This window comes from Sporofaciens musculi, from assembly GCF_009830285.1.
Classification (GTDB): domain Bacteria; phylum Bacillota; class Clostridia; order Lachnospirales; family Lachnospiraceae; genus Sporofaciens; species Sporofaciens musculi.
This window is the reverse complement of sequence record NZ_WUQX01000001.1, coordinates 4326220-4348208: the sequence shown is the minus strand read 5'-3', so window position 1 is coordinate 4348208 and position 21989 is coordinate 4326220. Positions and strand designations below refer to the sequence as shown.

The 21989-nt window shown below is 46.9% G+C and carries 27 protein-coding genes; 25 read left to right on the top strand and 2 right to left on the bottom strand.

What is annotated here, in order from left to right:
* The first annotated feature begins 25 nt into the window (after positions 1-25).
* The 9 genes from GN277_RS22125 (at position 26) to GN277_RS22085 (ending at position 6142) form a co-directional block, all read left to right on the top strand.
* Positions 26-373, top strand: coding sequence for a DUF6664 family protein (locus tag GN277_RS22125; RefSeq protein ID WP_244324835.1), 348 nt, complete (start codon positions 26-28; stop codon positions 371-373).
* Positions 374-685: 312 nt separating this feature from the next.
* On the top strand, positions 686-1204 hold the full coding sequence (locus GN277_RS22120; RefSeq protein WP_159753817.1) for a helix-turn-helix domain-containing protein: 519 nt from the start codon (positions 686-688) through the stop codon (positions 1202-1204).
* Positions 1205-1400: 196 nt separating this feature from the next.
* Positions 1401-1850 carry a SufBD protein gene (locus tag GN277_RS22115; protein ID WP_159753814.1) on the top strand — a complete coding sequence of 150 codons (450 nt, stop codon included), beginning with the start codon at positions 1401-1403 and terminating at the stop codon, positions 1848-1850.
* 125 nt (positions 1851-1975) lie between these two features.
* Entirely contained in the window at positions 1976-2968 is a 993-nt protein-coding gene (locus GN277_RS22110; RefSeq protein WP_159753811.1) for a DUF3991 and TOPRIM domain-containing protein, read from the top strand.
* Between the two features lie 73 nt (positions 2969-3041).
* The gene (locus GN277_RS22105) at positions 3042-3332 is read left to right on the top strand and encodes a hypothetical protein (protein WP_159753808.1); all 291 of its coding nucleotides are present in this window, start codon (positions 3042-3044) and stop codon (positions 3330-3332) included.
* A 151-nt stretch (positions 3333-3483) separates the two neighbouring features.
* A complete protein-coding gene (locus tag GN277_RS22100; protein WP_159753805.1) occupies positions 3484-3648 on the top strand; it encodes a DUF3789 domain-containing protein in 165 nt (54 codons plus the stop codon).
* On the top strand, positions 3596-3928 hold the full coding sequence (locus tag GN277_RS22095) for a plasmid mobilization protein (RefSeq protein WP_159753802.1): 333 nt from the start codon (positions 3596-3598) through the stop codon (positions 3926-3928). The genes GN277_RS22100 and GN277_RS22095 overlap by 53 nt, the downstream gene beginning before the upstream one ends.
* On the top strand, positions 3865-5340 hold the full coding sequence (locus tag GN277_RS22090; protein ID WP_330587410.1) for a relaxase/mobilization nuclease domain-containing protein: 1476 nt from the start codon (positions 3865-3867) through the stop codon (positions 5338-5340). The genes GN277_RS22095 and GN277_RS22090 overlap by 64 nt, the downstream gene beginning before the upstream one ends.
* Complete coding sequence (locus tag GN277_RS22085) at positions 5282-6142, top strand: PcfB family protein (RefSeq protein WP_159753799.1); 861 nt, start codon at positions 5282-5284, stop codon at positions 6140-6142. Before GN277_RS22090 ends, GN277_RS22085 begins: the two co-directional genes overlap by 59 nt.
* Before the next feature lie 173 nt (positions 6143-6315).
* On the opposite strand, the gene GN277_RS22080 is transcribed toward GN277_RS22085, so the two are convergent.
* Positions 6316-7518 (bottom strand): IS110 family RNA-guided transposase, encoded by a 1203-nt coding sequence (locus GN277_RS22080; RefSeq protein ID WP_244324712.1) that lies wholly within the window; start codon positions 7516-7518, stop codon positions 6316-6318.
* A 437-nt stretch (positions 7519-7955) separates the two neighbouring features.
* On the opposite strand from GN277_RS22080, the gene GN277_RS22075 reads away from it, so the two are divergent.
* The 12 genes from GN277_RS22075 to GN277_RS22020 all read left to right on the top strand — a co-directional run bounded on the left by GN277_RS22075 (position 7956) and on the right by GN277_RS22020 (position 18894).
* The gene (locus GN277_RS22075; protein ID WP_159753796.1) at positions 7956-8819 is read left to right on the top strand and encodes a hypothetical protein; all 864 of its coding nucleotides are present in this window, start codon (positions 7956-7958) and stop codon (positions 8817-8819) included.
* A gap of 15 nt (positions 8820-8834) precedes the next feature.
* Positions 8835-9032: a hypothetical protein gene (locus GN277_RS22070; RefSeq protein WP_159753793.1), complete on the top strand. Its 198-nt coding sequence runs from the start codon at positions 8835-8837 to the stop codon at positions 9030-9032.
* A complete protein-coding gene (locus tag GN277_RS22065) occupies positions 9019-10812 on the top strand; it encodes a VirD4-like conjugal transfer protein, CD1115 family (protein WP_159753790.1) in 1794 nt (597 codons plus the stop codon). The genes GN277_RS22070 and GN277_RS22065 overlap by 14 nt, the downstream gene beginning before the upstream one ends.
* Before the next feature lie 14 nt (positions 10813-10826).
* Positions 10827-11183: a glutamyl-tRNA amidotransferase gene (locus GN277_RS22060; protein WP_159753787.1), complete on the top strand. Its 357-nt coding sequence runs from the start codon at positions 10827-10829 to the stop codon at positions 11181-11183.
* A gap of 97 nt (positions 11184-11280) precedes the next feature.
* Positions 11281-11862 (top strand): MT-A70 family methyltransferase, encoded by a 582-nt coding sequence (locus tag GN277_RS22055; protein WP_159757051.1) that lies wholly within the window; start codon positions 11281-11283, stop codon positions 11860-11862.
* Positions 11855-12691: a hypothetical protein gene (locus tag GN277_RS22050; protein WP_159753784.1), complete on the top strand. Its 837-nt coding sequence runs from the start codon at positions 11855-11857 to the stop codon at positions 12689-12691. The genes GN277_RS22055 and GN277_RS22050 overlap by 8 nt, the downstream gene beginning before the upstream one ends.
* A 26-nt stretch (positions 12692-12717) precedes the next feature.
* Positions 12718-12954 carry a hypothetical protein gene (locus GN277_RS22045; RefSeq protein WP_159753781.1) on the top strand — a complete coding sequence of 79 codons (237 nt, stop codon included), beginning with the start codon at positions 12718-12720 and terminating at the stop codon, positions 12952-12954.
* A gap of 1 nt (position 12955) precedes the next feature.
* On the top strand, positions 12956-13408 hold the full coding sequence (locus GN277_RS22040; protein ID WP_159753778.1) for a PrgI family protein: 453 nt from the start codon (positions 12956-12958) through the stop codon (positions 13406-13408).
* A complete protein-coding gene (locus GN277_RS22035; protein WP_159753775.1) occupies positions 13392-15725 on the top strand; it encodes a VirB4-like conjugal transfer ATPase, CD1110 family in 2334 nt (777 codons plus the stop codon). The genes GN277_RS22040 and GN277_RS22035 overlap by 17 nt, the downstream gene beginning before the upstream one ends.
* Positions 15726-15792: 67 nt before the next feature.
* Positions 15793-16197: a DUF6075 family protein gene (locus GN277_RS22030; protein ID WP_159753771.1), complete on the top strand. Its 405-nt coding sequence runs from the start codon at positions 15793-15795 to the stop codon at positions 16195-16197.
* 90 nt (positions 16198-16287) lie between these two features.
* Positions 16288-17061: a class B sortase gene (srtB, locus tag GN277_RS22025; RefSeq protein ID WP_159757048.1), complete on the top strand. Its 774-nt coding sequence runs from the start codon at positions 16288-16290 to the stop codon at positions 17059-17061.
* 39 nt (positions 17062-17100) lie between these two features.
* On the top strand, positions 17101-18894 hold the full coding sequence (locus GN277_RS22020) for a lysozyme family protein (RefSeq protein ID WP_159753768.1): 1794 nt from the start codon (positions 17101-17103) through the stop codon (positions 18892-18894).
* 27 nt (positions 18895-18921) lie between these two features.
* Here GN277_RS22020 and GN277_RS22015 read toward each other — a convergent pair whose 3' ends face one another.
* Positions 18922-19290 (bottom strand): helix-turn-helix transcriptional regulator, encoded by a 369-nt coding sequence (locus GN277_RS22015; RefSeq protein WP_159753765.1) that lies wholly within the window; start codon positions 19288-19290, stop codon positions 18922-18924.
* 299 nt (positions 19291-19589) lie between these two features.
* On the opposite strand from GN277_RS22015, the gene GN277_RS22010 reads away from it, so the two are divergent.
* The 4 genes from GN277_RS22010 (at position 19590) to GN277_RS21995 (ending at position 21910) form a co-directional block, all read left to right on the top strand.
* Positions 19590-20261, top strand: coding sequence for a FadR/GntR family transcriptional regulator (locus tag GN277_RS22010; protein ID WP_159753762.1), 672 nt, complete (start codon positions 19590-19592; stop codon positions 20259-20261).
* Between the two features lie 126 nt (positions 20262-20387).
* Entirely contained in the window at positions 20388-21008 is a 621-nt protein-coding gene (locus GN277_RS22005; RefSeq protein WP_159753759.1) for a chloramphenicol acetyltransferase, read from the top strand.
* 8 nt (positions 21009-21016) lie between these two features.
* Positions 21017-21682 (top strand): class I SAM-dependent methyltransferase, encoded by a 666-nt coding sequence (locus GN277_RS22000; protein WP_159753756.1) that lies wholly within the window; start codon positions 21017-21019, stop codon positions 21680-21682.
* A gap of 30 nt (positions 21683-21712) precedes the next feature.
* On the top strand, positions 21713-21910 hold the full coding sequence (locus tag GN277_RS21995) for a cysteine-rich KTR domain-containing protein (protein ID WP_159753753.1): 198 nt from the start codon (positions 21713-21715) through the stop codon (positions 21908-21910).
* The last annotated feature ends 79 nt before the right edge of the window (positions 21911-21989 follow it).

The window sequence follows — 21989 nt, the reverse complement described above, 5'->3', positions numbered from 1 at the left end:
AGTATAATAAGGGAAGAATTAGAGAATGTCGGAGGTGTATGAGATGTCTGGTGCGTTCAGATTTGAAACTTTTGTAGATGCCCACAGCAATATTTTTAATGAATATCTCAGCTCTGTTATCGCAAAGCTGCCGAAAGAAAACGAGGAATACAAAGCCGTGCAGGACGAGATTGAGAGCCTGTATGGGAAATACCCCACCGTTTTAGGTGTGTTTGACAGCGAGCAGGCGGCGGAGCTTACCAGAGAAGAATGTGCGGCTGTTATCCGAATTATGGAGCTGAAAAACCAGCTTATGGATATGGAGTTGCAGTCAATTTATTTCCGTGGCTGCTATGACAGCGTGGGGTATCTGAAAAAGGCAGGGGTTTTATAACGGACTGACCGAGAAAAAAGGCGGTGTTGGCGTTGAAGCTGATGCCGCTTTTACATAGCCGAGAGGAAACAAAATTTCTGTATGGCAGAAATGTAATGCCCCAAGCGGCTTGAAAAATTCACAATATGGAAATACAATAAAGACTGGAAATCAGAACAGAGAAAACAGCATTGCAGCTCAAAATAGCTAATTTTCCTGCAAAACACGGGTATCTCACCTTGTGTCCTGCCTGAAAAAGCATTGTTCTCAGCCGCTGACCTGTACTTATCTCCGAAAAATGTTATTCTTGAAAGCGAAAGGAGGCAGAGAAATATGAACCAACAAAAGGTAGGCTCATTCTTAAAAGAATTACGGAGCGAAAAATCCGTTACACAGGCGGAACTTGCCGAACTGCTTGGAGTATCCAATCGGAGTATTTCCCGTTGGGAAAACGGAACGACCATGCCAGATTTTGATTTGCTCATCGAACTGGCGAAATACTATGATGTAGAGGTTGGAGAGATATTGGACGGAGAAAGGAGAACAGATAATATGGATGCAAAAACAGAGGAACTGATGTTGAAGATTGCAGATTATAATAATGTGGAGAGGAATTTCTTTTCAAAAAGAATGTGTGCCATGTTCCTTATTGCACTTGTTGGTATGGCAGTTTATGCAGGAATTGACCTTTTAGGGCTTTCTGGGGCAGAGCCGTATGAAACTATCATCAGTATTGCACTTGGTTTTGTGGTTGGCACTTTAATCACAGGACTTCTCTATGCGAGCCGCTACATTGCAAAACTCAAAGAAGCAAAAGTGCGTCTGATGCGTGGATTGCGGGGACTAAAATAAGGAATGAAATGGCAAAAATCAATAAGTGTATCCATAGAAAAGGCGGTGTTGGCGTGAAGCTGATGCTGTCTTTTTCATAACCAGATAGAGAATATGTTTCCTCTTGGCAGTTTTCAAACCGCTTGGCAGAGTGGAAATCTTCATAAATATATGGTATGATTGGAATCGAAAATCGGGATTTGCGAAGGAGGATATTGTGTCACGTAATATAGCAGAAACATTTGAATTATTGTTCGACAAAAATAATAATGTTGCATACAGGGCATTACAGGAATTGCAAAAAGAAAGCATTGAAACAGATTGTGTTTATCCTTATATGGACAGATTGAGCGAAATGCTTGACAGTGATAATTCTTATATCCGCACAAGAGGGCTTACACTGATTGCCTATAATGCAAAATGGGATAAAGATTATAAAATTGATGAAATCATTGATAACTATTTAAAGCACATAACAGATGTTAAACCTATTACAGCAAGACAATGTATTAAGCTGCTGCCGATTATTGCAAAGGATAAACCAGAATTGAAGGATGATATACTTTCCGCACTTCATAAAGCAAATATATGTATTTATGATGATAGTATGCAGCCATTGGTTTATAAGGATATTCAAAAAGCATTGAAAGAAATAGAAAAATTATAAAAAATGCAAATTCCCGTATGTCGCTGACCTGTACATCTAAAATTAAATACAGATTTACATAGCCGAGAGGTTTTCTTTCCCGAAAATCCCTCGGCTTTTTCTATTTCTGGAGGTGATTTTATTGAATGAGAAGTAACAGACCCTATGTGCAGATTGACCCTGATGTGTTGGAACGGGCAAGGCAGATAGATTTGCTCTCCTATCTCCGCACCTATGAGCCGAGCAATCTCATCAAGGTCAAAGGCACGACCAACGTGTACTGCACCGCAGAACACGACAGCTTGAAGATTTCCAACGGCAAATGGTACTGGTGGTCGAGGGGCTTCGGCGGCTACTCCGCCCTTGATTATCTTATCAAAGTCAAGGAATGTGGCTTTGTGGAAGCCGTGGAAATCCTCACAGGGCAGGCGTTGGCAGACTGGAAACCGCCGCCCCCTGCCCCAAAGAAAGACGAGCCGAAGGTGCTGCTTCTGCCGCAGAAGAACGCAAATGCAGACCGAGTGACCGAGTACCTTTTCGGGCGTGGCATTGACTATTCGCTCATACAAGAGTGCATTGCCGAGGGCATTATCTTTGAGGGCAGGAAGTACCACAACGCTGTTTTTGTGGGGAAAGACGCAGGCGGTACGCCAAAGTATGCGGCTTTACGGAGTACGATTGGAAGCTCCTTTAAGGGCGACGCATCGGGCAGCGACAAGCGGTATTCGTTTCGGCTTCTGGCAAAAGAGCCTTCCGATACCGTGCATTTATTTGAAGCCGCCATTGATTTACTGTCCTATGCCACCTATCTAAAGTGCGAGGGAAAGGACTACAAGGCGGAAAATCTGCTCTCTTTGTCGGGCGTGTATCAGCCAAAGAAAGAGATAAAGGACAGTAAAATCCCCATTGCCCTCTCCACATTTTTGGAAGAAACCCCGCATATCAAGACCATTGTTTTGCACTTGGATAATGACAAGGTTGGCAGGCTCTGTACCGCCGCCTTAACGGAATTACTGAAGAAAGACTATAAAATCGTTGACGCACCACCGCCTGCCGGCAAGGATGTCAACGATTTTTTAATGTCCTATCTGGGGATCGCAAAGCAAAAATCCTGCCGTGAAAGGGGTGATGTCCGTTGATTGTGTGAGGATTTTTCCAGAGAAAGAAGCCAGAAAACGAAGCCCGATTATGAAAAAAGAAAGGAATTTTTGAATGAAGAAATTCGATGTAACGCTCACAGGACACTATGAAAAGACCATTTCTGTCTATGCCGACAGCCCCGAACAGGCGGCGGAAAAGGTAAAGATTATTCTCTTTGACACCGACCTTATCGACTTTTCTGATGAGGATTTTGTCTGCGGCGAAGCCGATATTAAGGACGAAAATGAGGACGGCTGTGAAGAATGTACCACCGAGGACGGGGATATAAAGGACGGCTGCTGTTCGGACTGTCCGTACTTCTGCCCGATGTGCGGAGGATGCCGTTATGAGGACGGGGATTAAGAACACGTCTTACCAAGCACTGAATTTGGTTATCCATCTTGCGATGGAAACAAAATTCGCTTGTTAGGGGATGCCCCTAATACCCCGTGGAAAGGATGTTGCCAAAGTATGCCGTGGGAAGCACGGCAGGAATAAGGAAAGGAGTCTAAGAATGAGTGAGTTTTTATTCTTTGTCATCGGCACGATGCTCGGCGGCATGGTCGGCGTTGTCCTCATGTGCCTGATGCAGATTAACAGGCTCTCCGAGAGGAAGGAGGATGCCGATGCGAAAAAGGAATGTGCAGATACTTTTCCGTCTGACCGAGGAAGAAGCTGACTACCTCTGCTCCCTTGCCGAGAGGTCAGGTCATTCCAGACAAGCACTGCTCCAGTCGATGGTCATGGGCTACCGCCTTTGTGAGAAGCCAGACCCAGAGTTTTATAAAATCATGCGGGAGCTGTCGGCTATCGGAAACCGCATCAACCAGCTTGCGGCGAAAGCAAACGCCCTTGACTTTGTGGACGCACCCATGCTCCGTGAGGAAGCCAAGAGGTGGAGGGATTTCCGTCTGGATGTGAGCAAGTGTTATCTGCTCCCAAGAAAGCAGAAGGGCTGATGGCGGTCTGCGAGATATGGGATGTGCGTGGCAGGCTCGACCACCCAATCGACTATGCCGAAAATCCCGAAAAGACCGCCAACCCAAAGTACAGCGACGCCGACTTGCAGGCGATGGTGGATGTAATGGAGTATGCCACCAATAAGGACAAGACAGAGCAGCGGTTTTTCGTCACGGGGGTAAACTGCGACCCTGCCACCGCAAGGGACGAGATGATGATTGCCAAAGCACAATGGAATGACACGAGTGAGATTGTCTGCTATCACGGCTTCCAGAGCTTTAGGGCAGGGGAGGTCACGCCAGAGGTCGCCCATGAGGTGGGCGTAAAGTTAGCCGAGAAGATGTGGGGCGGCAGGTTTCAAGTGATAGTTGCTACCCATCTGAATACGGAGTGCCTGCATAACCACTTTGTCGTCAACTCCGTTTCCTTTGCGGACGGGAAGCACTATCACGACAACAAGGAAAACCTGCGGCTCTTGCGTCAGCGTTCTGATGAATTATGCAGGGAGTATTCTTTGTCCGTCATTGAACACCCAAGCGGGAAGAAAAAGCCCTATGCCCTCTACCAAGCGGAAAAGGAGGGGCGACCCACACGGGACAACGTGGTGCGTCTGGCGATTGACGAAGCCATCTCAAAATCGTTCACGCTCAAAGACTTTGACAGGCAGATGGCGGAGATGGGCTACCGCATGAGCTTTGACCCCAACCGCAAATACTGGACGGTCATCGGAAAAGGATGGAAAAGACCCAAGCGGCTCTATAAGCTCGGAGAGGATTATACCAACGAGAGGATTTTGGAGCGTATTAAGGAAAATTCCTATGCGGTCAAATTCTCTCGCTTTGCCGAGCCGCAGAAGCAGGTCACGGTCTATCGGCTGAAAGGCTCTCTGAAGGACGCAAAGAAAATCGGCGGCTTGCGTGGGCTATATCTCCATTACTGCTACAAGCTCGGTATCCTGCCGAAGAACAGGAAACAGAATTATGCACGGCTTCACTATCTGCTCAAAGACGATTTGATGAAGATGGAAGCCATCACAAACGAAACAAGGCTGCTCTGCCGCAACCACATTGACACGGCGGGGCAGCTTTTGTCATATAAAGGCTCTCTGGAATCCGAGATAAAGGAGCTGACCGAACAGCGTAAGGGGCTTTATTCCCAGAGCCGCAAAGCAGGCGGCAAAGAAAAAGAAGCGGTCAAAGCTCGTCTTGCGGAAATCACGGAGCGTATGAAATTCTTAAGGAAGGAGGTCAGATTGTGTGAGGGCATCGAAGCCCGCAGCGATACCCTCAAGGAAAACCTAAAGGTCATACGGGCAGACGAAAACAAAGAAAAAGGAAAGGAGCTGATGAAGCATGAACACAGGCGGCGAAGCGGCAGAACAAGTCGTGAGGATGAGCTTGGAGGGATTTGAGGTCGCAGCCAAAATCACGGGGGCGGGTGCGAAGAACATCGCCATCCTTCTCTATTCCATTCTGAAAGAGGAAAAGAAAACCAAAGGCAAAGCAAGGCTGACGAATATGCTCCGCTCTGGCAAGGAGTTAAAGGTCTTTACCGTCAGGAAGGGCGATTTGCCGAAGTTCACGCAGGAAGCGAAAAAGTACGGCGTACTCTACTGCGTCCTTGCAGACCGTAAGAACAAAGACCCCAATGCGGAGGTCGATGTGATTGCCAGAGCCGAGGACGCATCAAAAATCAGCCGTATCGTGGAACGCTTCAACCTTGCGTCGGTGGATACCGCTTCGATTGTGACGGAAGCGGAAAGGAGCAGGGATGCGAAAGACACCAAAGACGCTAAAAATGAAAAAGATGCGAAAGACACAAAGGACGGTCAGCCAGAGCCAGACATCGGCGTGCAGGAAAAAGCGGAGAAAGAAAAGCTCATGGACGCCCTGATGGGCAAGCCGACCCAGAAAGAGGAAAACGCCCCAAACCCCTCGGTGGCAAAGACAGGAAAATCCCCTCTGTCCGAGCCTACCTCAGAGCAGCCAAAGAAATCCGCAGAGGGGGCTACTATGACTAAGAATGAGAAGCCATCGGTCAGGGAAGAACTGCGGAAAATAAAGGAGAGCCGCAAGGAGCAGGAAGCGGACGTTTCCCCGAATGTCGGCAGGGATAAAACTTCCGACAGGGCGAAAAAACCGCCCGCAGGAAAGACGGAGCATAAGCAGCCGCCGAAGCAGAAGAAACCGAATAAATCGAAAGCAATTTGGTAATATGTCAAGAGGAAAATGAAAAAGATTTTCTTGGAAAAGGGTAACCTTAATAGACCTACGGTCTATTAAGAACGTAAGTTCGATATGCAGTATGGATTACCTACTCTTTTCCGGAGAGTAGAGTTGGCCCTTGTCCAGCAGACCAAAGAGCAGACGTATAAATTTACGGGAAGTCAACGCGAGTGCTCGTTTATGCTGATGGTTTCTTGTCTCAGCATATTTTTGTCATAGAAAGCTTTGTATTCAGGACAGTGTCTTATAACACTTCCGGCAGCTTCTATGATGTAGTAGCGCAGATATCTGTTGCCAGCTTTGCTCATGTGTTTGTCTTCGGCTACGAAATCGCCAGAGTCATTATCGTTCCAAACGATACCACAGTATTTTGCGAGGGCATTGGCATTAGGAAAAGCCTTAATGGAACCCATTTCGGCCAAGATACCGGCTGAATAAACTTTACCAATCCCAGGAATGGAATTCAGTACAGTGTACTCGTCAGGGTTTAGTCCCTGAACTGTTTGAAGGACTGCTTTATCAATCGCTTTGAGTTCTCTTTCAAAGGAACTGATACAGTTAAAGGAAGAAGCGATTGAGATAGTAAGCGGCTCATAGAGGCATTTATCAAGCCGGTATGAGTTGCGGGCTGCAGCCTGTAAGATTTTTGCTGTTTCTTCCGGATCAGCAATACGGCCTTTGCTCTTGGAGTTAATAAAAGCAACGAGGTCTTCTACGGATGATTTTGCGATATCTTCATTCGTTGTGTACTCGGTAAGAATGGCTTCGGCTGTAGCACCATATTTGTTTGCGAATGGATGCTGCCCATCACGGAGTAATGCGTATTCACTGAACTTGAGATAAATGTTGTTAAGCATGTAAGTCTTTTCTCTTGCGATACATTCAGTGATGTGCATACGGTGTCTGGTAAGACGCTGTAAGGCAAGGTATTGGGAGCCACGCCAGGGTTTGATTGCAATACGTCCCACACGGGCAAAATCGGCAATCACATAAGAGTCAATGCCATCATTTTTTCCGATATCGTTAAAGGACTTTTTGTAGTTCTTAACTTCTTTCGGATTGAGACAGTAAACTCTGACAGAGAATGGAGCAAGCAGGTCACTGGCAGAAAGATAATTCGCCAGATGGACACCATAGAAACCAGTAGCTTCCATACCGATCATAACGTATTTGAACTGATGGTTGTGTTTTAATACATCAGAAATCATCTGTTCAATAAAAGCTGCACCTTCCTGAGTGTTTTCTACAGATTTCATCCTGATGTAGAATTCCTCGTTGAAATCAAGTGCAGAGATAACATGAACACGGGATGCAATATCAATCCCAACAAACAGTGTTGAGAGGTAATCAATATGTTCTTTCACGGATCATCACCACCTTTCAATAAAAGTGAAGAAGAGTAATCATGGGTTATCCCAGACCACTACGCCGGCCTAAACCTCGCGTTATGAGCATTACCTGGAAGAAATACCCTGCTGGTGGCTAGATACCAGGATGCAGCATTTGTGTAATAAGTCTTAGCGCAGTATTAGGGTTGCATGCTTTCTTGGCAATAGCAAACGCTTTGCAGGAGCGATGAAGCAATGACCATAGCTACAATTCTTATGGAACTTATTGTAACATCTGGGACCATGACTATAAAGTAACTTATTAACCAATAGACAGAGAATGGATGAACCAGCGTGATTGAAGAAGAATCTTCGGAAAGGATGTTTAGAATTATCCTTCTGTCTAATCAAAAAGAATAAGTCTGTAAGCAGTTTTTCTTGCTTACAAACTTATTATACGAGGAGCAAGGTAAATGAGTATCTATGATGTATTCAGCGGCGGCAGCCGCCCTTTTAACAAAGAGGAATGGGCTGCCCAGAAGAAAGCCCAGAGGGAGGAAGCCTATGGGAAGATTGACGCCACCTGTTCAGAAATGATGGCGGACGGGAAGGTGTTTCAGCAGTATCTTGAAGTGCAGGGGCGGTTTGACCGCTACTCGGTAAACAATGCCATCTTGGTGGCTGCACAGATGCCCGAAGCGACGCAGCTTAAAGATTACGGGAGTTGGAAACAGAGCCGTGTCTATGTGGATAAGGACGCACAGAAAGTCACTATCCTTGAGCCGGGGAAAGAGTATGAGCGTGACGACGGCTCAAAGGCTGTCGGCTACAATGCCAAAGTGGTCTATGACATTTCCCAGACCTCGGCAAAAGACAGGGGACAGCCGCAGGAAGCAAAGACCATGCGTGAGCTTGTGTCGGCAATGATTGACGCAAGCCCCGTGAATTTTCAGCCCGTGGAGGAACTGGAGCTGCCCGCCTTTTATGACAGCTCTCAGCAGACCATCTTTATCCGCACGGGCTTAAATGAGGAACAGCTCTTTGTGAGCATGGCAAAGGAAGTGTCGGCGGCGGTGTTTGATTTCAAGCATAATGAGAGCCGTGACGCTTCCGACTTCAAATCCTTCTGCGTCGCCTATATGGTCAGCTCACGCTACGGCGTGGATACCAAAGGCTTCAGCTTCGGGAAACTCCCGAAGGAATATGACGGGATGGATGTGCAGGCGTTCAAGGGCGAGCTTGGCTCGATGCGTGATGTTCTGGGCGAAATCCAGAGCGATATGTATAAGAGCATGGAGAAGAACAAGCCGCCGAAATCCAAAGAGCAGGAACGCTAACGGGAGGTGCAGACCATGAAAGAAGAACGATACCATCTGGCATTGGATAAATATGATAAAAATATTGTCCTTAATGCCCTCAACACCCTGCGGACACAGCAGATACAGGAGGAACGCCCCACCGACCCTGTTGACGAGCTGATAAGCACGGTGGCTCACGCCCCGACAAAAAGGGTGAAGGTGGTGCATTGCAGGTGCAATGAGGAACGGTAACGATGATAGGACGGGCTTAATTCTTGCCCTCTGCGGGATTATTCCTGTTGTGTGGCTTGCCCTGCTGACCGCCCCTTATGTGGGCGGCGGCATCGTGGAGATTGTCAGTAACCTATCCGTGGCAATAGGCGACCCGTTTGCAATAACGGTGTGTGAGGACAGCGTAAGGACTGTCCTTCTTTTTCTGCTTGCCTATGGGATGGGCATCGGCATTTATTTTTCCACACGCAGGAACTACCGCAGGGGCGAGGAACACGGCTCTGCAAAATGGGGCGATGCGAAAGTATTGAATAAGAAATACCGTGACAAAGACCAGTCTGCCAACAAGCTATTAACCCAGAATGTCCGTATCGGGCTTGACGGGAAAAAGCACCGAAGGAATCTGAATATCTTAGTCTGCGGTGGCAGCGGGGCGGGAAAAACGAGGTTTTTCTGCAAGCCCAACGCCATGCAGTGCAACACCTCTTTCGTGGTGCTTGACCCCAAAGGCGAGATTGTCCGTGACATCGGCGGTCTGCTTGAAAAGAAAGGCTACGAGGTGCGTGTCCTCGACCTTATCAATATGCACAAGAGCCATTGCTATAACCCGTTTGTATATTTAAGGAACGATAACGATGTACAGAGGTTGGTAACGAATTTATTTAAGGCGACAACGCCGAAGGGAAGCCAGTCGCAAGACCCGTTCTGGGACACGGCGGCGAGTATGCTGCTGTTATCTCTGGTGTTCTATCTGAAATACGAAGCACCGCCAGACGAGCAGAATTTCCCGATGGTCATGGAGCTTTTGCGTGCAGGGGAAGTCCGTGAGGATGACGACAGCTATGTCAGCCCCCTTGACGAGCTGTTTGACCGTCTGGAGATGGAAAACCCAGAGCATATCGCACTCAAGTATTACCGTGATTATCATTCTGGTTCGGCTAAGACACTAAAGAGCATCCAGATAACCCTTGCCGCAAGGCTTGAGAAATTCAATCTGGAGAGCCTTGCTTCCCTCACCGCCACGGACGAGCTTGATTTGCCGTCTTTAGGCGAGAAGAAAGTGGCTCTGTTCGCACTGATACCAGACAATGACACGAGCTTTAATTTCCTTGTGTCGATTTTATACACGCAGCTATTCCAACAGCTTTTTTATCTGGCAGACCACAAGTACGGCGGGAGCCTGCCCGTGCATTGCCATTTTATTATGGACGAATTTGCCAATGTTTCGCTGCCTGATGACTTCGACAAGATTTTGAGCGTCATGCGTTCCAGAGGGGTGTCGGTTTCGATTATCCTGCAAAATCTGGCACAGCTCAAAGCCCTTTTTGAGAAACAGTGGGAAAGCATCGTGGGCAACTGCGATGAATTTCTGTATCTGGGCGGCAACGAGCAAAGCACCCATAAGTATGTGTCGGAGCTTTTGGGAAAGGCGACCATTGACACGAACACCTATGGGAAAAGTACGGGACGCAGCGGGAACTATTCGACCAACTACCAGATTTCGGGGCGTGAGCTTCTGACCCCAGACGAGGTGCGTATGCTTGACAACCGCTACGCACTTCTTTTTGTGCGTGGGGAACGCCCCGTCATGGATTTGAAGTACGACATTTTGAAACACCCCAATGTGAAACTGACAGCCGATGGAGGTCAGCCGCCCTATATCCACGGCGAGCCGACGCAGGCTATCGCAACCCTTGTGTTTGACAGCGATATTCCAAAGGACGCCGTGAGCGTAACTGCTGTCAGCACTTCCTATGAGCTTCTGTCCGAGGAGGACTTGGAAGAAATATTTAATTTATAAGGAGGATTTACCCTATGAAACTTTTTAAGAAGAACGAAAAGAAAGCAACCACGAAACTGCCCATGACTGGCAAGGTTAGAAAGGGCTTCCGCTTCTACTGTCTGGCGGTTATGATGATGACCTTTATGCTTGGGACATCTGTGACCGCCTTTGCCGCCAACGACCCCATTCAGGTCGTGAACAACCTTTCCGACTTTATTTTCGGTCTGGTAAGGGCTGTCGGTATGATTATGCTCGGCTTCGGTATCGTGCAGGTGGGCTTGTCGCTGAAATCCCACGACCCATCCCAGAGGGCAAACGGATTTCTGACCCTTGCAGGCGGCGTTGTCATTACCTTTGCGAAGGAGATTTTAACCCTCATTACAGGCTGATGGAAACAGACAGGTAGATAACAGACAGGATAACGGGAGCAGATCCGCCGAGTGCGGGACTTGCTCCCGCTATCCCTTATCAGGAGGTGGTTAAGTTATCGAGAATGTAAAGAAATACGGCATCATTTATGCAGACCCGCCGTGGCGGTATGAGCAGAAAACCCTTTCGGGGGCTGCGGAACACCACTACCAGACCATGAGCGTTGATGAAATCTGCAAGTTAGGCGTTGCAGAGTTGGCGGCTGATGACTGCGTACTGTTTTTGTGGGCGACTTTCCCACAGTTGCAGGAAGCCCTGCGGGTGATTAAGGCATGGGGCTTCCAGTATAAGACCGTTGCCTTTGTATGGCTGAAGCAGAATAAGAGCGGCAGGGGATGGTTTTTCGGTCTGGGCTTCTGGACGAGGGGCAATGCGGAAATCTGCCTGCTTGCCACTAAAGGGAAACCGCACCGAAGTTCCAACAGGGTACACCAGTTCCTTATCAGCCCCCTGCGGGGGCATAGCGAGAAACCCGATGAAGCAAGGGAGAAAATCGTTGAGCTTATGGGCGATTTGCCAAAGCTGGAGCTGTTCGCAAGGAAGAAAACGGACGGTTGGGATGTGTGGGGCAATGAGGTCGCAAGTGATGTCGAGATAGGAAATAACCCAGAGAAAACAGGAGGTGGTCTATGTGTCTGATAACTGGGTAGTTCAGAATTTAGAGAACGCCCTCAATACTTGGAATGAGAAGTTAGCCGAGATATGGACGCTTATTACCCAATCCCCAGAGAATTTCAAGGGCGGTGCGATATGGAATGTCATTGTCGATATTCACGGGGCGTTGCAGGCGATAGGGCTTGCCCTGCTCGTGCTGTTCTTTGTGGTGGGCGTGATGCGTACCTGCGGCAATTTTGCCGAGGTCAAGCGTCCAGAGCAGGCGTTGAAGCTCTTTATCCGCTTTGCCCTTGCCAAAGGTGCGGTAACCTACGGCTTGGAGCTGATGATGGCTCTGTTCAAGATTGTGCAGGGCATCATATCAACCATTATGACCGCCGCAGGCTTCGGTGCTGCACAGCAGACGGTGCTTCCGTCAGAGATTGTGACAGCCGTTGAGGACTGCGGTTTTTTTGAGAGCATCCCCCTATGGGCGGTCACGCTCATCGGCGGTCTGTTCATTACGGTGCTGTCGTTCATTATGATTATGTCGGTGTACGGGAGGTTTTTCAAGCTGTACCTTTATACCGCCATCGCCCCTGTCCCCCTCTCCGCCTTTGCGGGAGAGCCGAGCCAGAGCGTCGGAAAGAGCTTTATCAAGAGCTATGCCGCCGTGTGCCTTGAGGGGGCAATCATCGTGCTTGCCTGCATCATCTTTTCCGTGTTTGCGGCTTCCCCGCCTGTCGTCAATCCCGATGCGGCGGCGGTCACGATGGTATGGAGCTATATCGGGGAGCTTGTATTCAATATGCTCGTCCTTGTCGGTGCGGTCAAGATGGCAGACCGTGTGGTAAGGGAAATGATGGGCTTGTAATTATCAATCAGGAAAGGAAAATCGAAATGAAAAAAGAACCAAGGTATTACCAGAGCTACCATATCCATTTGTTAAATGGAGAAGTCATTGAAACTTCGGAAGCCTATGACCTGCCCGTGGAAAAAGGATTAGTCGGAAGGTTCGGAAAGGCTGACGATAACGAGATATTTGAAATTGGGGATGCCATTTCTGGATTTTCATATATCCCGAAACGCAGCATCCTCTTTATATCGACTGGAGATGTAAAAGAGGGGTGGTGCTGATATGGAAGTCAAGATAAATAAGGAAATCCGCAATTATACGGAGAGTATGTTTTTCGGGCTGTCCATGCGGCAGTTCATTTTTTCTGTCCTTGCCTGCGGCGTGGCGGTGGGCTTGTATTTCCTGCTCCGTGGCAGGTTTGGCACGGAAACCCTCAGTTGGATGTGTATTCTGGGGGCTTCCCCCTTTGCCATGATGGGGTTTGTCAGGTACAACGGCATGACCGCAGAGCAGTTTGTATGGGCATGGATTAAATCGGAGTTCCTAATGCCGAAGAAGATTTTGTTTGTGCCAGACAACCTCTACTATGAAGCGTTGAAGCCGAATATCGAAGCAAGGGAAAAGGGCTTGCCCGCCCCGACCCAGAAGCAGAAACGCAGGGCGGAGAAACCAGAAAAAAAGAAAGCAAAGAAATCAAAAAAGCGTAAGGAGGCAGAACATGATAAAAACGCTTAGAAACCTGTTCAAGCAGGACAAGGAAAAATTTGCCGTGCCGAAATCGGTACAAGCGGTCATCCCCATGAAAACCATCTGGGAGGACGGGATTTTCCTTGTCGGAAAGAACAAGTATGCAAAGACCTTTAAGTTTGAGGACATCAACTATGCCGTGGCGAGCCGTGAGGACAAGGAAGCGATGTTCCTTGAATACTCGGAGCTTTTAAACGCCCTCGACAGCGGGGCGACCACGAAAATCACTATCAATAACCGCAGGCTCAACAAGGCGGATTTTGAGCAGACAATCCTTATCCCAATGGCGGAGGACAGTCTGGATAAGTACCGTAAGGAGTACAACAAGATGCTGCTTGACAAGGCGACGGGGGCTAATTCCATCGTGCAGGACAAATATGTGACGGTATCGGTATGCAAGAAGAACATCGAGGAAGCGAGGAATTATTTTGCCCGTGTCGGTGCTGACCTTATCGGGCATTTCAACCGTCTTGGCTCGAAGTGTACGGAACTGGACGCAAATGATAAGTTGCGTATCTTCCATGACTTCTACCGCACGGGCGAGGAAACGGCGTTTTCCTTTGATATGGTGCAGTCCATGCGGAAAGGTCACGATTTCAAGGACTATATCTGCCCCGACTCCTTTGAGTTTGAGAAGGATTATTTCAAGATGGGCAACCGATACGGGCGTGTGATTTTCCTCAGAGAGTACGCCGCTTATATCAAGGACAGCATGGTGGCGGAGCTTTGCGAGCTTAACCGTAATATGATGCTCTCCGTTGATGTTGTCCCCGTCCCTACGGACGAAGCCGTGCGTGAGGTGGAAAACCGCCTGCTTGGGGTGGAAACGAATATCACGAACTGGCAGAGGAAGCAGAACCAGAACAATAATTTTTCCGCTGTTATCCCCTACGACTTGGAACAGCAGCGGAGGGAAAGCAAGGAGTTCCTTGACGATTTGACGACCCGTGACCAGAGGATGATGTTTGCGGTGCTGACGATGGTGCATACCGCAGACACCAAAGAGCAGCTTGACAATGATACCGAAGCCCTGCTCACGACAGCGAGAAAGCATCTCTGCCAGTTTGCGGTGCTGAAATATCAGCAGATGGACGGTCTGAATACCGCCCTGCCGTTCGGGGTAAGGAAGATTGATGCCCTGCGTACCCTCACAACGGAGAGCCTTGCGGTGTTTATCCCCTTCCGTGTGCAGGAAATCTACCACAAGGATGGCGTGTATTACGGGCAGAATGTTATTTCAAAGAATATGATTATCGCCAACCGCCGCCACCTCTTGAACGGAAATTCCTTTATTCTCGGCGTGTCTGGTGCGGGTAAATCCTTTACGGCAAAGGAGGAAATGACGAACATCATTCTGACCGACCCTAACGCAGATGTGATTATTATAGACCCAGAGCGAGAGTATTCTCCCTTAGTAAAAGCCATGCAGGGCGAGGTCATCCACATTTCTGCGACAAGTGAAAACCATATCAACGCTATGGATATGAACTCTGATTACGGCGACGGTGCAAACCCCGTCATCTTAAAATCAGAGTTTATTTTGTCTTTGTGCGAGCAGCTTATCGGCGGTGCAAGTCTGGGGGCAAAGCAGAAATCCATCATTGACCGCTGTACGGCGAGCGTGTACCGCTACTATCAGCAGGGGAACTATATGGGGACACCGCCGACCTTGCAGGACTTTAGAGAAGAACTGTTAAAGCAGAACGAGCCAGAAGCACAGGAAATCGCACTTGCGATTGAGCTTTTCACGGACGGCTCTCTCAACACCTTTGCCAAGCATACGAATGTTGACACCCACAGCCGCCTTATCTGCTATGACATCCTTGATTTGGGCAAACAGTTACAGCCTATCGGTATGCTTGTTGTCCTTGACAGCATCTTGAACCGCATCACGATGAACAGGGCGAAAGGCAGGAACACCTTTATTTTCATTGATGAGATTTATCTGCTGTTCCAACACGAATACTCCGCTAACTTCCTCTTTACCCTCTGGAAGCGTGTAAGAAAATACGGGGCGTACTGTACTGGAATCACGCAGAACGTGGACGACCTGTTGCAGAGCCATACGGCGAGGACGATGCTTGCCAACAGCGAGTTTATTATCATGCTCAACCAAGCGTCCACAGACCGTATCGAGCTTGCGAAGTTGCTGAATATCTCCGACCTTCAGATGAGCTATATCACGAATGTCGGTGCGGGGCAGGGACTTTTGAAAGTAGGCAGTTCCCTTGTGCCTTTTGTCAATAAGTTCCCTCGCAATACGGAATTGTATAAGCTGATGACAACAAAATTTGGGGAGTGTTAGGAAAGTACCCTGCGGGCATACCTTTATGCCCAAAAAGCAGGGCGGAATTAAGGAAAGGAGGATTTTTATGTCAGAGATAAGATTCCGTAATACAGCCCACCGTGATTTCTTTCTGGAGAACATGATGAAATGCGAGGTCAACGACTGCTACCACAGGGCATTTTTCTATGTCATGGGGATTGCGGGGGAAACAAGGAGAAATATCAATTCCATGTTCGACTTCAAGACGGACTGCATCAAGCCAGAGGGGATGCACGCAGGATGGCAGACAAGCGGCACGGTCAAGGTCTGCCACCTTGCCTTTAACCTCTGGAACGGCTATGCAGAGGAGGGGCGTGAGAAATATTCCACGCCAGAGGAATTGTTCTGCTGCGAGTTTGCCCCGTACTTCATGGAGGGCATCAAGGTAAGGTATCCCGAATATTGCAGGGATTTACCCGCACCTAAAAAGCAGACAGAGCCAACAAGGTAAATAAAACAATCAATCAAGGAAACACCCTGCGGGTATCCCTGTATGCCAAAAAAGCAGGGCGAAAATAAGGAAAGGAAATTGCCTATGAATTTGAAAAAGTATCAATCTGTTATTTGTATTGCTGCCGCTGTTGCCCTTTTAGGAGCAGCGGCTTTTTGCGGCTGCCACATTTATCATCACTATGCACAGGTGGACGAGCAGACGGAAGCCTTTGAGGAGATTGCCGAGGTCGTGGAAAATGCCCCTGCGGAGGAAGAAACGCCAGAGGATAAGCCCGTCAGCGAGGGCGAGGATATTCTGGCGAAATACAAAGAGCTGTATTTGCAGAATGAGGATATGGTCGGTTGGATTTCCATTACCGGCACGACAGTCAATTACCCTGTCATGCAGACGAAGAACAACCCGAATTTTTATCTGAAGCACAATTTTGAAAAGGAATACAGCGATTTGGGAGTGCCTTATATCCAAGAGGACTGCGACATTTTAACGGGCGACAACCTCATTATTTACGGTCATCACATTAAGGGACAGAAGATGTTCGGGGCTTTGGAAGATTACAAATCCAAGAGCTTTTATGAGGGACACAAGACCATCCAGTTTGACACGCTCACGGAGCAGGCAGAGTATGAAATCGTTGCCGTATTCAAGACCGTTGCGTACAGCTCACAGGGCTACCGCTATTATGATTTTGTGGATGCGGAGAATGAGGACGAGTTTAACGCCTATGTCGGGAAGTGTAAGGAGCTTGCCCTGTATGATACGGGCGTGACCGCCAAGTACGGCGACAGGCTCATTACTCTCTCTACCTGCGAATACTCCGCACAGAACGGCAGGCTTGTAGTCGTGGCGAAAAAGGTAAATTAGCATGACCGCAAAATCCTCTGGGAAAGGAGGTCGATTTTTATGGCTGATATAAAGACCAGAGATGCGGTCAAAGGCACAATAAAAACTTTAGACAAAGCCGCCATTGCAGGCGAACGTATGAAATCCGCTTATGCCAAGACTAAAGACAAGGCGGAGCAGGGCTATTACGCAGAGGAAAATTCCCCGACGGAATATGCTGCCGATAAGTTCTCCCATGCTTCGGGGCGTATAAAAGACGAGGGCATCCACCAATTCAATAAGCAGGGACAGAAAAGCGTGGCGGCGACAAGGGAGAATATCGGAAAGACAAAGGATAAACTTGCCGATTTTAAGACGAAAAGAGCGGCGAAAGCTGCCGAGCAGAAAAAAGCACAGGCGTTTGCAGAACAGAACGGCTCTCTGATCCGAAACGGGACAGTGAGCCGTTCCCCTGTTTCCGATGTTCCTGTGAAGCCCGAAGTTCCCCAGACAGCGGCAAATTCGCTGATAAAGACAAGACAGCAGGGAAAAAGGACAATCAAGACCACCGCCAGAAATGCGGAAAAGACGGTAAAGACTACCGCCAGAGGGACAGTCAAGGCAACGGAAAAAGGCGTGAAAACCGCACAGGCGACCTCTAAGACAGCGATTAAGACTACCGAGCAGACAGCAAAGGCGGCACAGAAAACGGCGAAGGCATCAGCCAAAGCCGCCCAGAAAGCGGCACAGGCGGCGAAAGCCACCGCAAAGGCAACAGCCGAAGCAACGAAAGCGACGGTAAGGGCTACCATTGCCGCAGTCAAGGCGATTATCGCAGGCACAAAAGCTCTGATTTCCGCCCTTATCGCAGGCGGTTGGGTTGCTGTCGTGATAATTCTGATTGTCGTCCTGCTTGGCTGTGCCGTGTCATTATTTGGCGGCGGCAGCGACAGCACTTCCTATACCCCTGTCAGTGCGGAGGTGAAAGCCTACGAGCCTTTGATACAGAAATATGCAAAGCAGTACGGCATCCCCGAATATGTGGAGCTAATCAAGGCGGTTATGATGCAGGAAAGCGGCGGGCGTGGGCTTGACCCCATGCAGGCGGCGGAGGGCAGCTTTAACACAAGGTATCCCCATGAGCCGAACGGGATTAAAGACCCAGAGTATTCCATTGAGTGCGGTGTGCAGGAATTAAAGGCAGCCCTTATCTCCGCTGAGGTGGAAAATCCCATTGACATGGAGCGTATCAAGCTCGCCTTGCAGGGATATAACTTCGGGAATGGCTATATCTCTTGGGCAAAGAGCAACTATGGCGGATATTCCTATGCCAATGCGGTGGAGTTTTCCACCATGCAGGCACAGAGGTTAGGTTGGGAAAAATACGGCGACACGCAGTATCCCGCCCATGTGCTGCGGTACTATCCATACGGACGGGCATTTACAAGCGGCGGCAACCAAGCTATTGTGGAGGTTGCCTTGACGCAGCTCGGCAATGAGGGCGGTCAGCCCTATTGGAGTTGGTACGGCTTCAACGGGCGTGTGGAATGGTGTGCCTGCTTCGTTTCGTGGTGTGCCGACCAGTGCGGCTATCTGGAAAGCGGCATCATACCGAAATTCTCCCTCTGTTCGGACGGTGCTGATTGGTTTAACGGCAACGGGCAATGGCAGGACAAGAACTATGAGCCATCGGCAGGAACGATTATCTTTTTCGATTGGGACGGCGACGGGACAATCGACCATGTGGGCATTGTGGAGAAATGCGAGAACGGTATTGTTTACACCGTAGAGGGCAACTCTGGAGATGCCTGCAAACAGCAGCAATATCCTGTCGGGGGCGGTTCAATCTACGGTTATGGAGTGCCAAAGTATTAAGCATATGGCAAAAGAAAAACCAGAGGTTTATTCCTCTGGCTCTTTTGCCTTACATAAGGCAGTTGCAGTTGCTTCAAGAATGGATAAATCCTTATCATCTAATTTATCCAGAAGCATATCTAAGCGTTTTCGCATAACGCTTTTTGTGCCTGTCTCTTTTTTAAATATGTACGGGTCAATGGGAATATCGAACATTTCAGCAATATAGGTCAAAAGCCCAAGACTTGGGTGCTTTCCTTCAAGTTCGATTGCTTGGAGGTGTCTTGGGGAGATGTCGAGTGTTTCAGCCAAGTTTTCCCGTGTTATTTTCTGGGCTTCACGGGCTTTTTTGATTTCTAAACCGATTGGAGTGAAGTCAAATCCGTATCTGTTTTTCTTGTTTCTTACAAATTCCATATGTTCACCGCCTATGCTTAAATTTTGTCATGTTCCATTTTACAGAGATAGAAATTCTCATTAAACGAGATAGAATCTCTAAGAATAGGAACTACAAATGCTAAATCGGAGAACAAACGGTATAAATTGGGAAATGGATTATCTATAAGAATTTGAATCGAGATGTGAGGATGGCATTGCTGAATATTGAGGGATTTTATATGGAGAGACTTTGGAAATGAAACATAGCATGTGATTCCATTTGAAGTTATGGATGATACATAGTATAATATTCAGAAAAAGAAAAAGGTGGTACAGCCATGAAGAATAAAATGCTTTCCCAAAGCGTTGCAGATAGTATTTTGTCGATGATAACAATAGAAAAGCGTTTTTCAGTTGGGGATAAACTTCCAAATGAATTAGACTTATCGGAAGAACTCAATGTAAGTAGGACAACATTGCGAGAAGCGATAAGAATATTAGTTGCTTATGATATACTGGAAATCCGACGTGGTAAGGGAACTTATGTTACTGAAAAAATACTTGAACAACCACAGGATTTGGAACAACTTTCTTCTGTCAAAGTAAATGCAAAAGACCTATATGAAATGCGGCTGATTTTTGAACCAGAAGCAGCTTATCTTGCGGCTATAAGAGGGACAGATGCAGAGATAAAAAGGATAATTGATTATGGAAAGCAGATTGAAAATGAAATTAAGAGTGGAAAGGACAGAACTAAAGACGAACATGCTTTTCATAAAGCGATTGCACAAGCTACCCATAACGAATTTATGAATAAACTCATGCCAATATTATATCAGGCTATTTCAAAAGGAGTGGTATTGTCAATTCAGAGTGAAAAGGCAATCAATGATACGATAGGCGACCATAGGATGATAATGGAATTTTTGGAACAACGTAACGCCGAAGGGGCAAAGAACGCTATGAGGATTCATATTATGCACGCTATAAAAGAATTGAATATTGAATGATTATTGTGTGGCACTTGCAAGTGAAAGCGAGTGCCGTTTTTTTAGCCAAAGACATAATACAACGTATTGACATCATACAACTAATCGGGTATAATAGAAAGAAAATCAGTATAAGGAGGATGTTTTATGCAGTTCATTGATGTATCTACATGGGAAAGAGCGATGCACTATGAAATATTTAGAAATAGTGTTCAGCCACAGTATTGCGTGACTTTTGACGTGGATATAACAAATTTTTTATCGTATGTAAAGAAAAGAAGGTATTCGTTTACTTTTTCTTTTGTTTATGCGGTGACAAAATGTGCAAATGAGATTGAAGCGTTTCGATGCCGCTTTGTGGAGGGGAAGCCCGCCATTTTTGAAACTATCAATACATCATTTACATATCTTAACAAAGACACAGAGCTTTTTAAGGTAGTCAATGTCCCTATGCAGGAAAGTATAGAAGATTATGTTGCTTTGGCAAAGGAAACGGAAGAGAATCAGACGGAGTATTTTACTGCACCGATGGCAAATGATATTTATCAGTTTTCATCTTTTCCGTGGGTGTCATATACTCATATTTCCCACACGGAATCTGGGAAAAAAGACAATGCAACGCCCTTATTTGATTGGGGAAGATTCTATGAAAAAAATGGAAAGATATGGATGCCGATTTCAGTGCAAGTGCATCATTCGTTTGTTGACGGCGTACATATCGGAAAATTTGCTGAAAAGTTACAGTGTTATTTAGATGATTTTGAGTAGGTGTTTCTATGTGTTGTAAGCAGGCATTTTTACCAGAAGAATATGATAAGAGTATAGCGGCTACTTTGCCATATTATGAAGAATATTTTAAGCAAATAGCAGATATTGTCACGATTGTTTTCCAAACACCCATCACATGGTTAGACATAGGCTGCGGGACAGGGAAAATGGCGAGTATAGCAATCAAGAATCCTCAAGTTAAGAATATGGTTTGTTGTGATAATTCGCCCCAGATGTTAAGAATAGCGAAAGAACGTATCTGTTCTTCAAATATGGAGTTTTTACAAATTCCAATACAAAGTTTAGGGTATGATTCAAATTTTGATGTCATAACAGCGATATTACTTAATCATTATCTTGAACACGAAGATAGAATTATCAGTATTAAAAATTGCTATAATGCCTTGAAAAAGAACGGTCTGTTTTTCACAGTAGAAAATTTTGCACCTAATAATGATATGATGAAAACTCTGTATTTGGAGCGGTGGAAAAATTATCAGTACAATAATGGAAAGAGCGAAAAGGAATGTCAAAATCATATTCTTAGATATAATACAGAGTATTATCCAATCACTATCATGGAGCAAATTCATATTTTACAAGAGTGTGGATTTAAGAATGTAGAAATTTTCTGGTGTTCCTATATGCAAGTTGGAATCTTAGGGATTAAATGAATAAAAGAAATGGGAGATTGAGATAGGAAAATGAAGAAAACAGAATGGATATTATGCCCTCTTTGCGGAAATAAAACCCGTAATAGGGTTAGGGAGGATACTGTTCTGATAAATTATCCTCTCTACTGTCCGAAATGCAGACAGGAAACATTGATTGAAGCAAAGAATTTACAAGTAACAGTCATCAAAGAGCCAGACGCTTTAGACGCAGAGCCGATGAAATTGTGAGAATCACAGTTTGTCGGCTCTGCTTTTTATATAACCATAGACAGGAGACAAGCCCACCGAATAAAAAAAACGATGTTCG

Excerpts from the sequence above, each read along its gene's own strand:
- GN277_RS22125 (WP_244324835.1), top strand. The coding sequence starts at position 26 with ATGTCGGAGGTGTATGAGATGTCTGGTGCGTTCAGATTTGAAACTTTT.
- GN277_RS22120 (WP_159753817.1), top strand. The coding sequence starts at position 686 with ATGAACCAACAAAAGGTAGGCTCATTCTTAAAAGAATTACGGAGCGAA.
- GN277_RS22110 (WP_159753811.1), top strand. The coding sequence starts at position 1,976 with ATGAGAAGTAACAGACCCTATGTGCAGATTGACCCTGATGTGTTGGAA.
- GN277_RS22105 (WP_159753808.1), top strand. The coding sequence starts at position 3,042 with ATGAAGAAATTCGATGTAACGCTCACAGGACACTATGAAAAGACCATT.
- GN277_RS22100 (WP_159753805.1), top strand. The coding sequence starts at position 3,484 with ATGAGTGAGTTTTTATTCTTTGTCATCGGCACGATGCTCGGCGGCATG.
- GN277_RS22095 (WP_159753802.1), top strand. The coding sequence starts at position 3,596 with ATGCGAAAAAGGAATGTGCAGATACTTTTCCGTCTGACCGAGGAAGAA.
- GN277_RS22085 (WP_159753799.1), top strand. The coding sequence starts at position 5,282 with ATGAACACAGGCGGCGAAGCGGCAGAACAAGTCGTGAGGATGAGCTTG.
- GN277_RS22075 (WP_159753796.1), top strand. The coding sequence starts at position 7,956 with ATGAGTATCTATGATGTATTCAGCGGCGGCAGCCGCCCTTTTAACAAA.
- GN277_RS22070 (WP_159753793.1), top strand. The coding sequence starts at position 8,835 with ATGAAAGAAGAACGATACCATCTGGCATTGGATAAATATGATAAAAAT.
- GN277_RS22065 (WP_159753790.1), top strand. The coding sequence starts at position 9,019 with ATGAGGAACGGTAACGATGATAGGACGGGCTTAATTCTTGCCCTCTGC.
- GN277_RS22060 (WP_159753787.1), top strand. The coding sequence starts at position 10,827 with ATGAAACTTTTTAAGAAGAACGAAAAGAAAGCAACCACGAAACTGCCC.
- GN277_RS22045 (WP_159753781.1), top strand. The coding sequence starts at position 12,718 with ATGAAAAAAGAACCAAGGTATTACCAGAGCTACCATATCCATTTGTTA.
- GN277_RS22040 (WP_159753778.1), top strand. The coding sequence starts at position 12,956 with ATGGAAGTCAAGATAAATAAGGAAATCCGCAATTATACGGAGAGTATG.
- GN277_RS22035 (WP_159753775.1), top strand. The coding sequence starts at position 13,392 with ATGATAAAAACGCTTAGAAACCTGTTCAAGCAGGACAAGGAAAAATTT.
- GN277_RS22030 (WP_159753771.1), top strand. The coding sequence starts at position 15,793 with ATGTCAGAGATAAGATTCCGTAATACAGCCCACCGTGATTTCTTTCTG.
- GN277_RS22020 (WP_159753768.1), top strand. The coding sequence starts at position 17,101 with ATGGCTGATATAAAGACCAGAGATGCGGTCAAAGGCACAATAAAAACT.
- GN277_RS22015 (WP_159753765.1), bottom strand. The coding sequence starts at position 19,290 with ATGGAATTTGTAAGAAACAAGAAAAACAGATACGGATTTGACTTCACT.
- GN277_RS22010 (WP_159753762.1), top strand. The coding sequence starts at position 19,590 with ATGAAGAATAAAATGCTTTCCCAAAGCGTTGCAGATAGTATTTTGTCG.
- GN277_RS22005 (WP_159753759.1), top strand. The coding sequence starts at position 20,388 with ATGCAGTTCATTGATGTATCTACATGGGAAAGAGCGATGCACTATGAA.
- GN277_RS22000 (WP_159753756.1), top strand. The coding sequence starts at position 21,017 with ATGTGTTGTAAGCAGGCATTTTTACCAGAAGAATATGATAAGAGTATA.
- GN277_RS21995 (WP_159753753.1), top strand. The coding sequence starts at position 21,713 with ATGAAGAAAACAGAATGGATATTATGCCCTCTTTGCGGAAATAAAACC.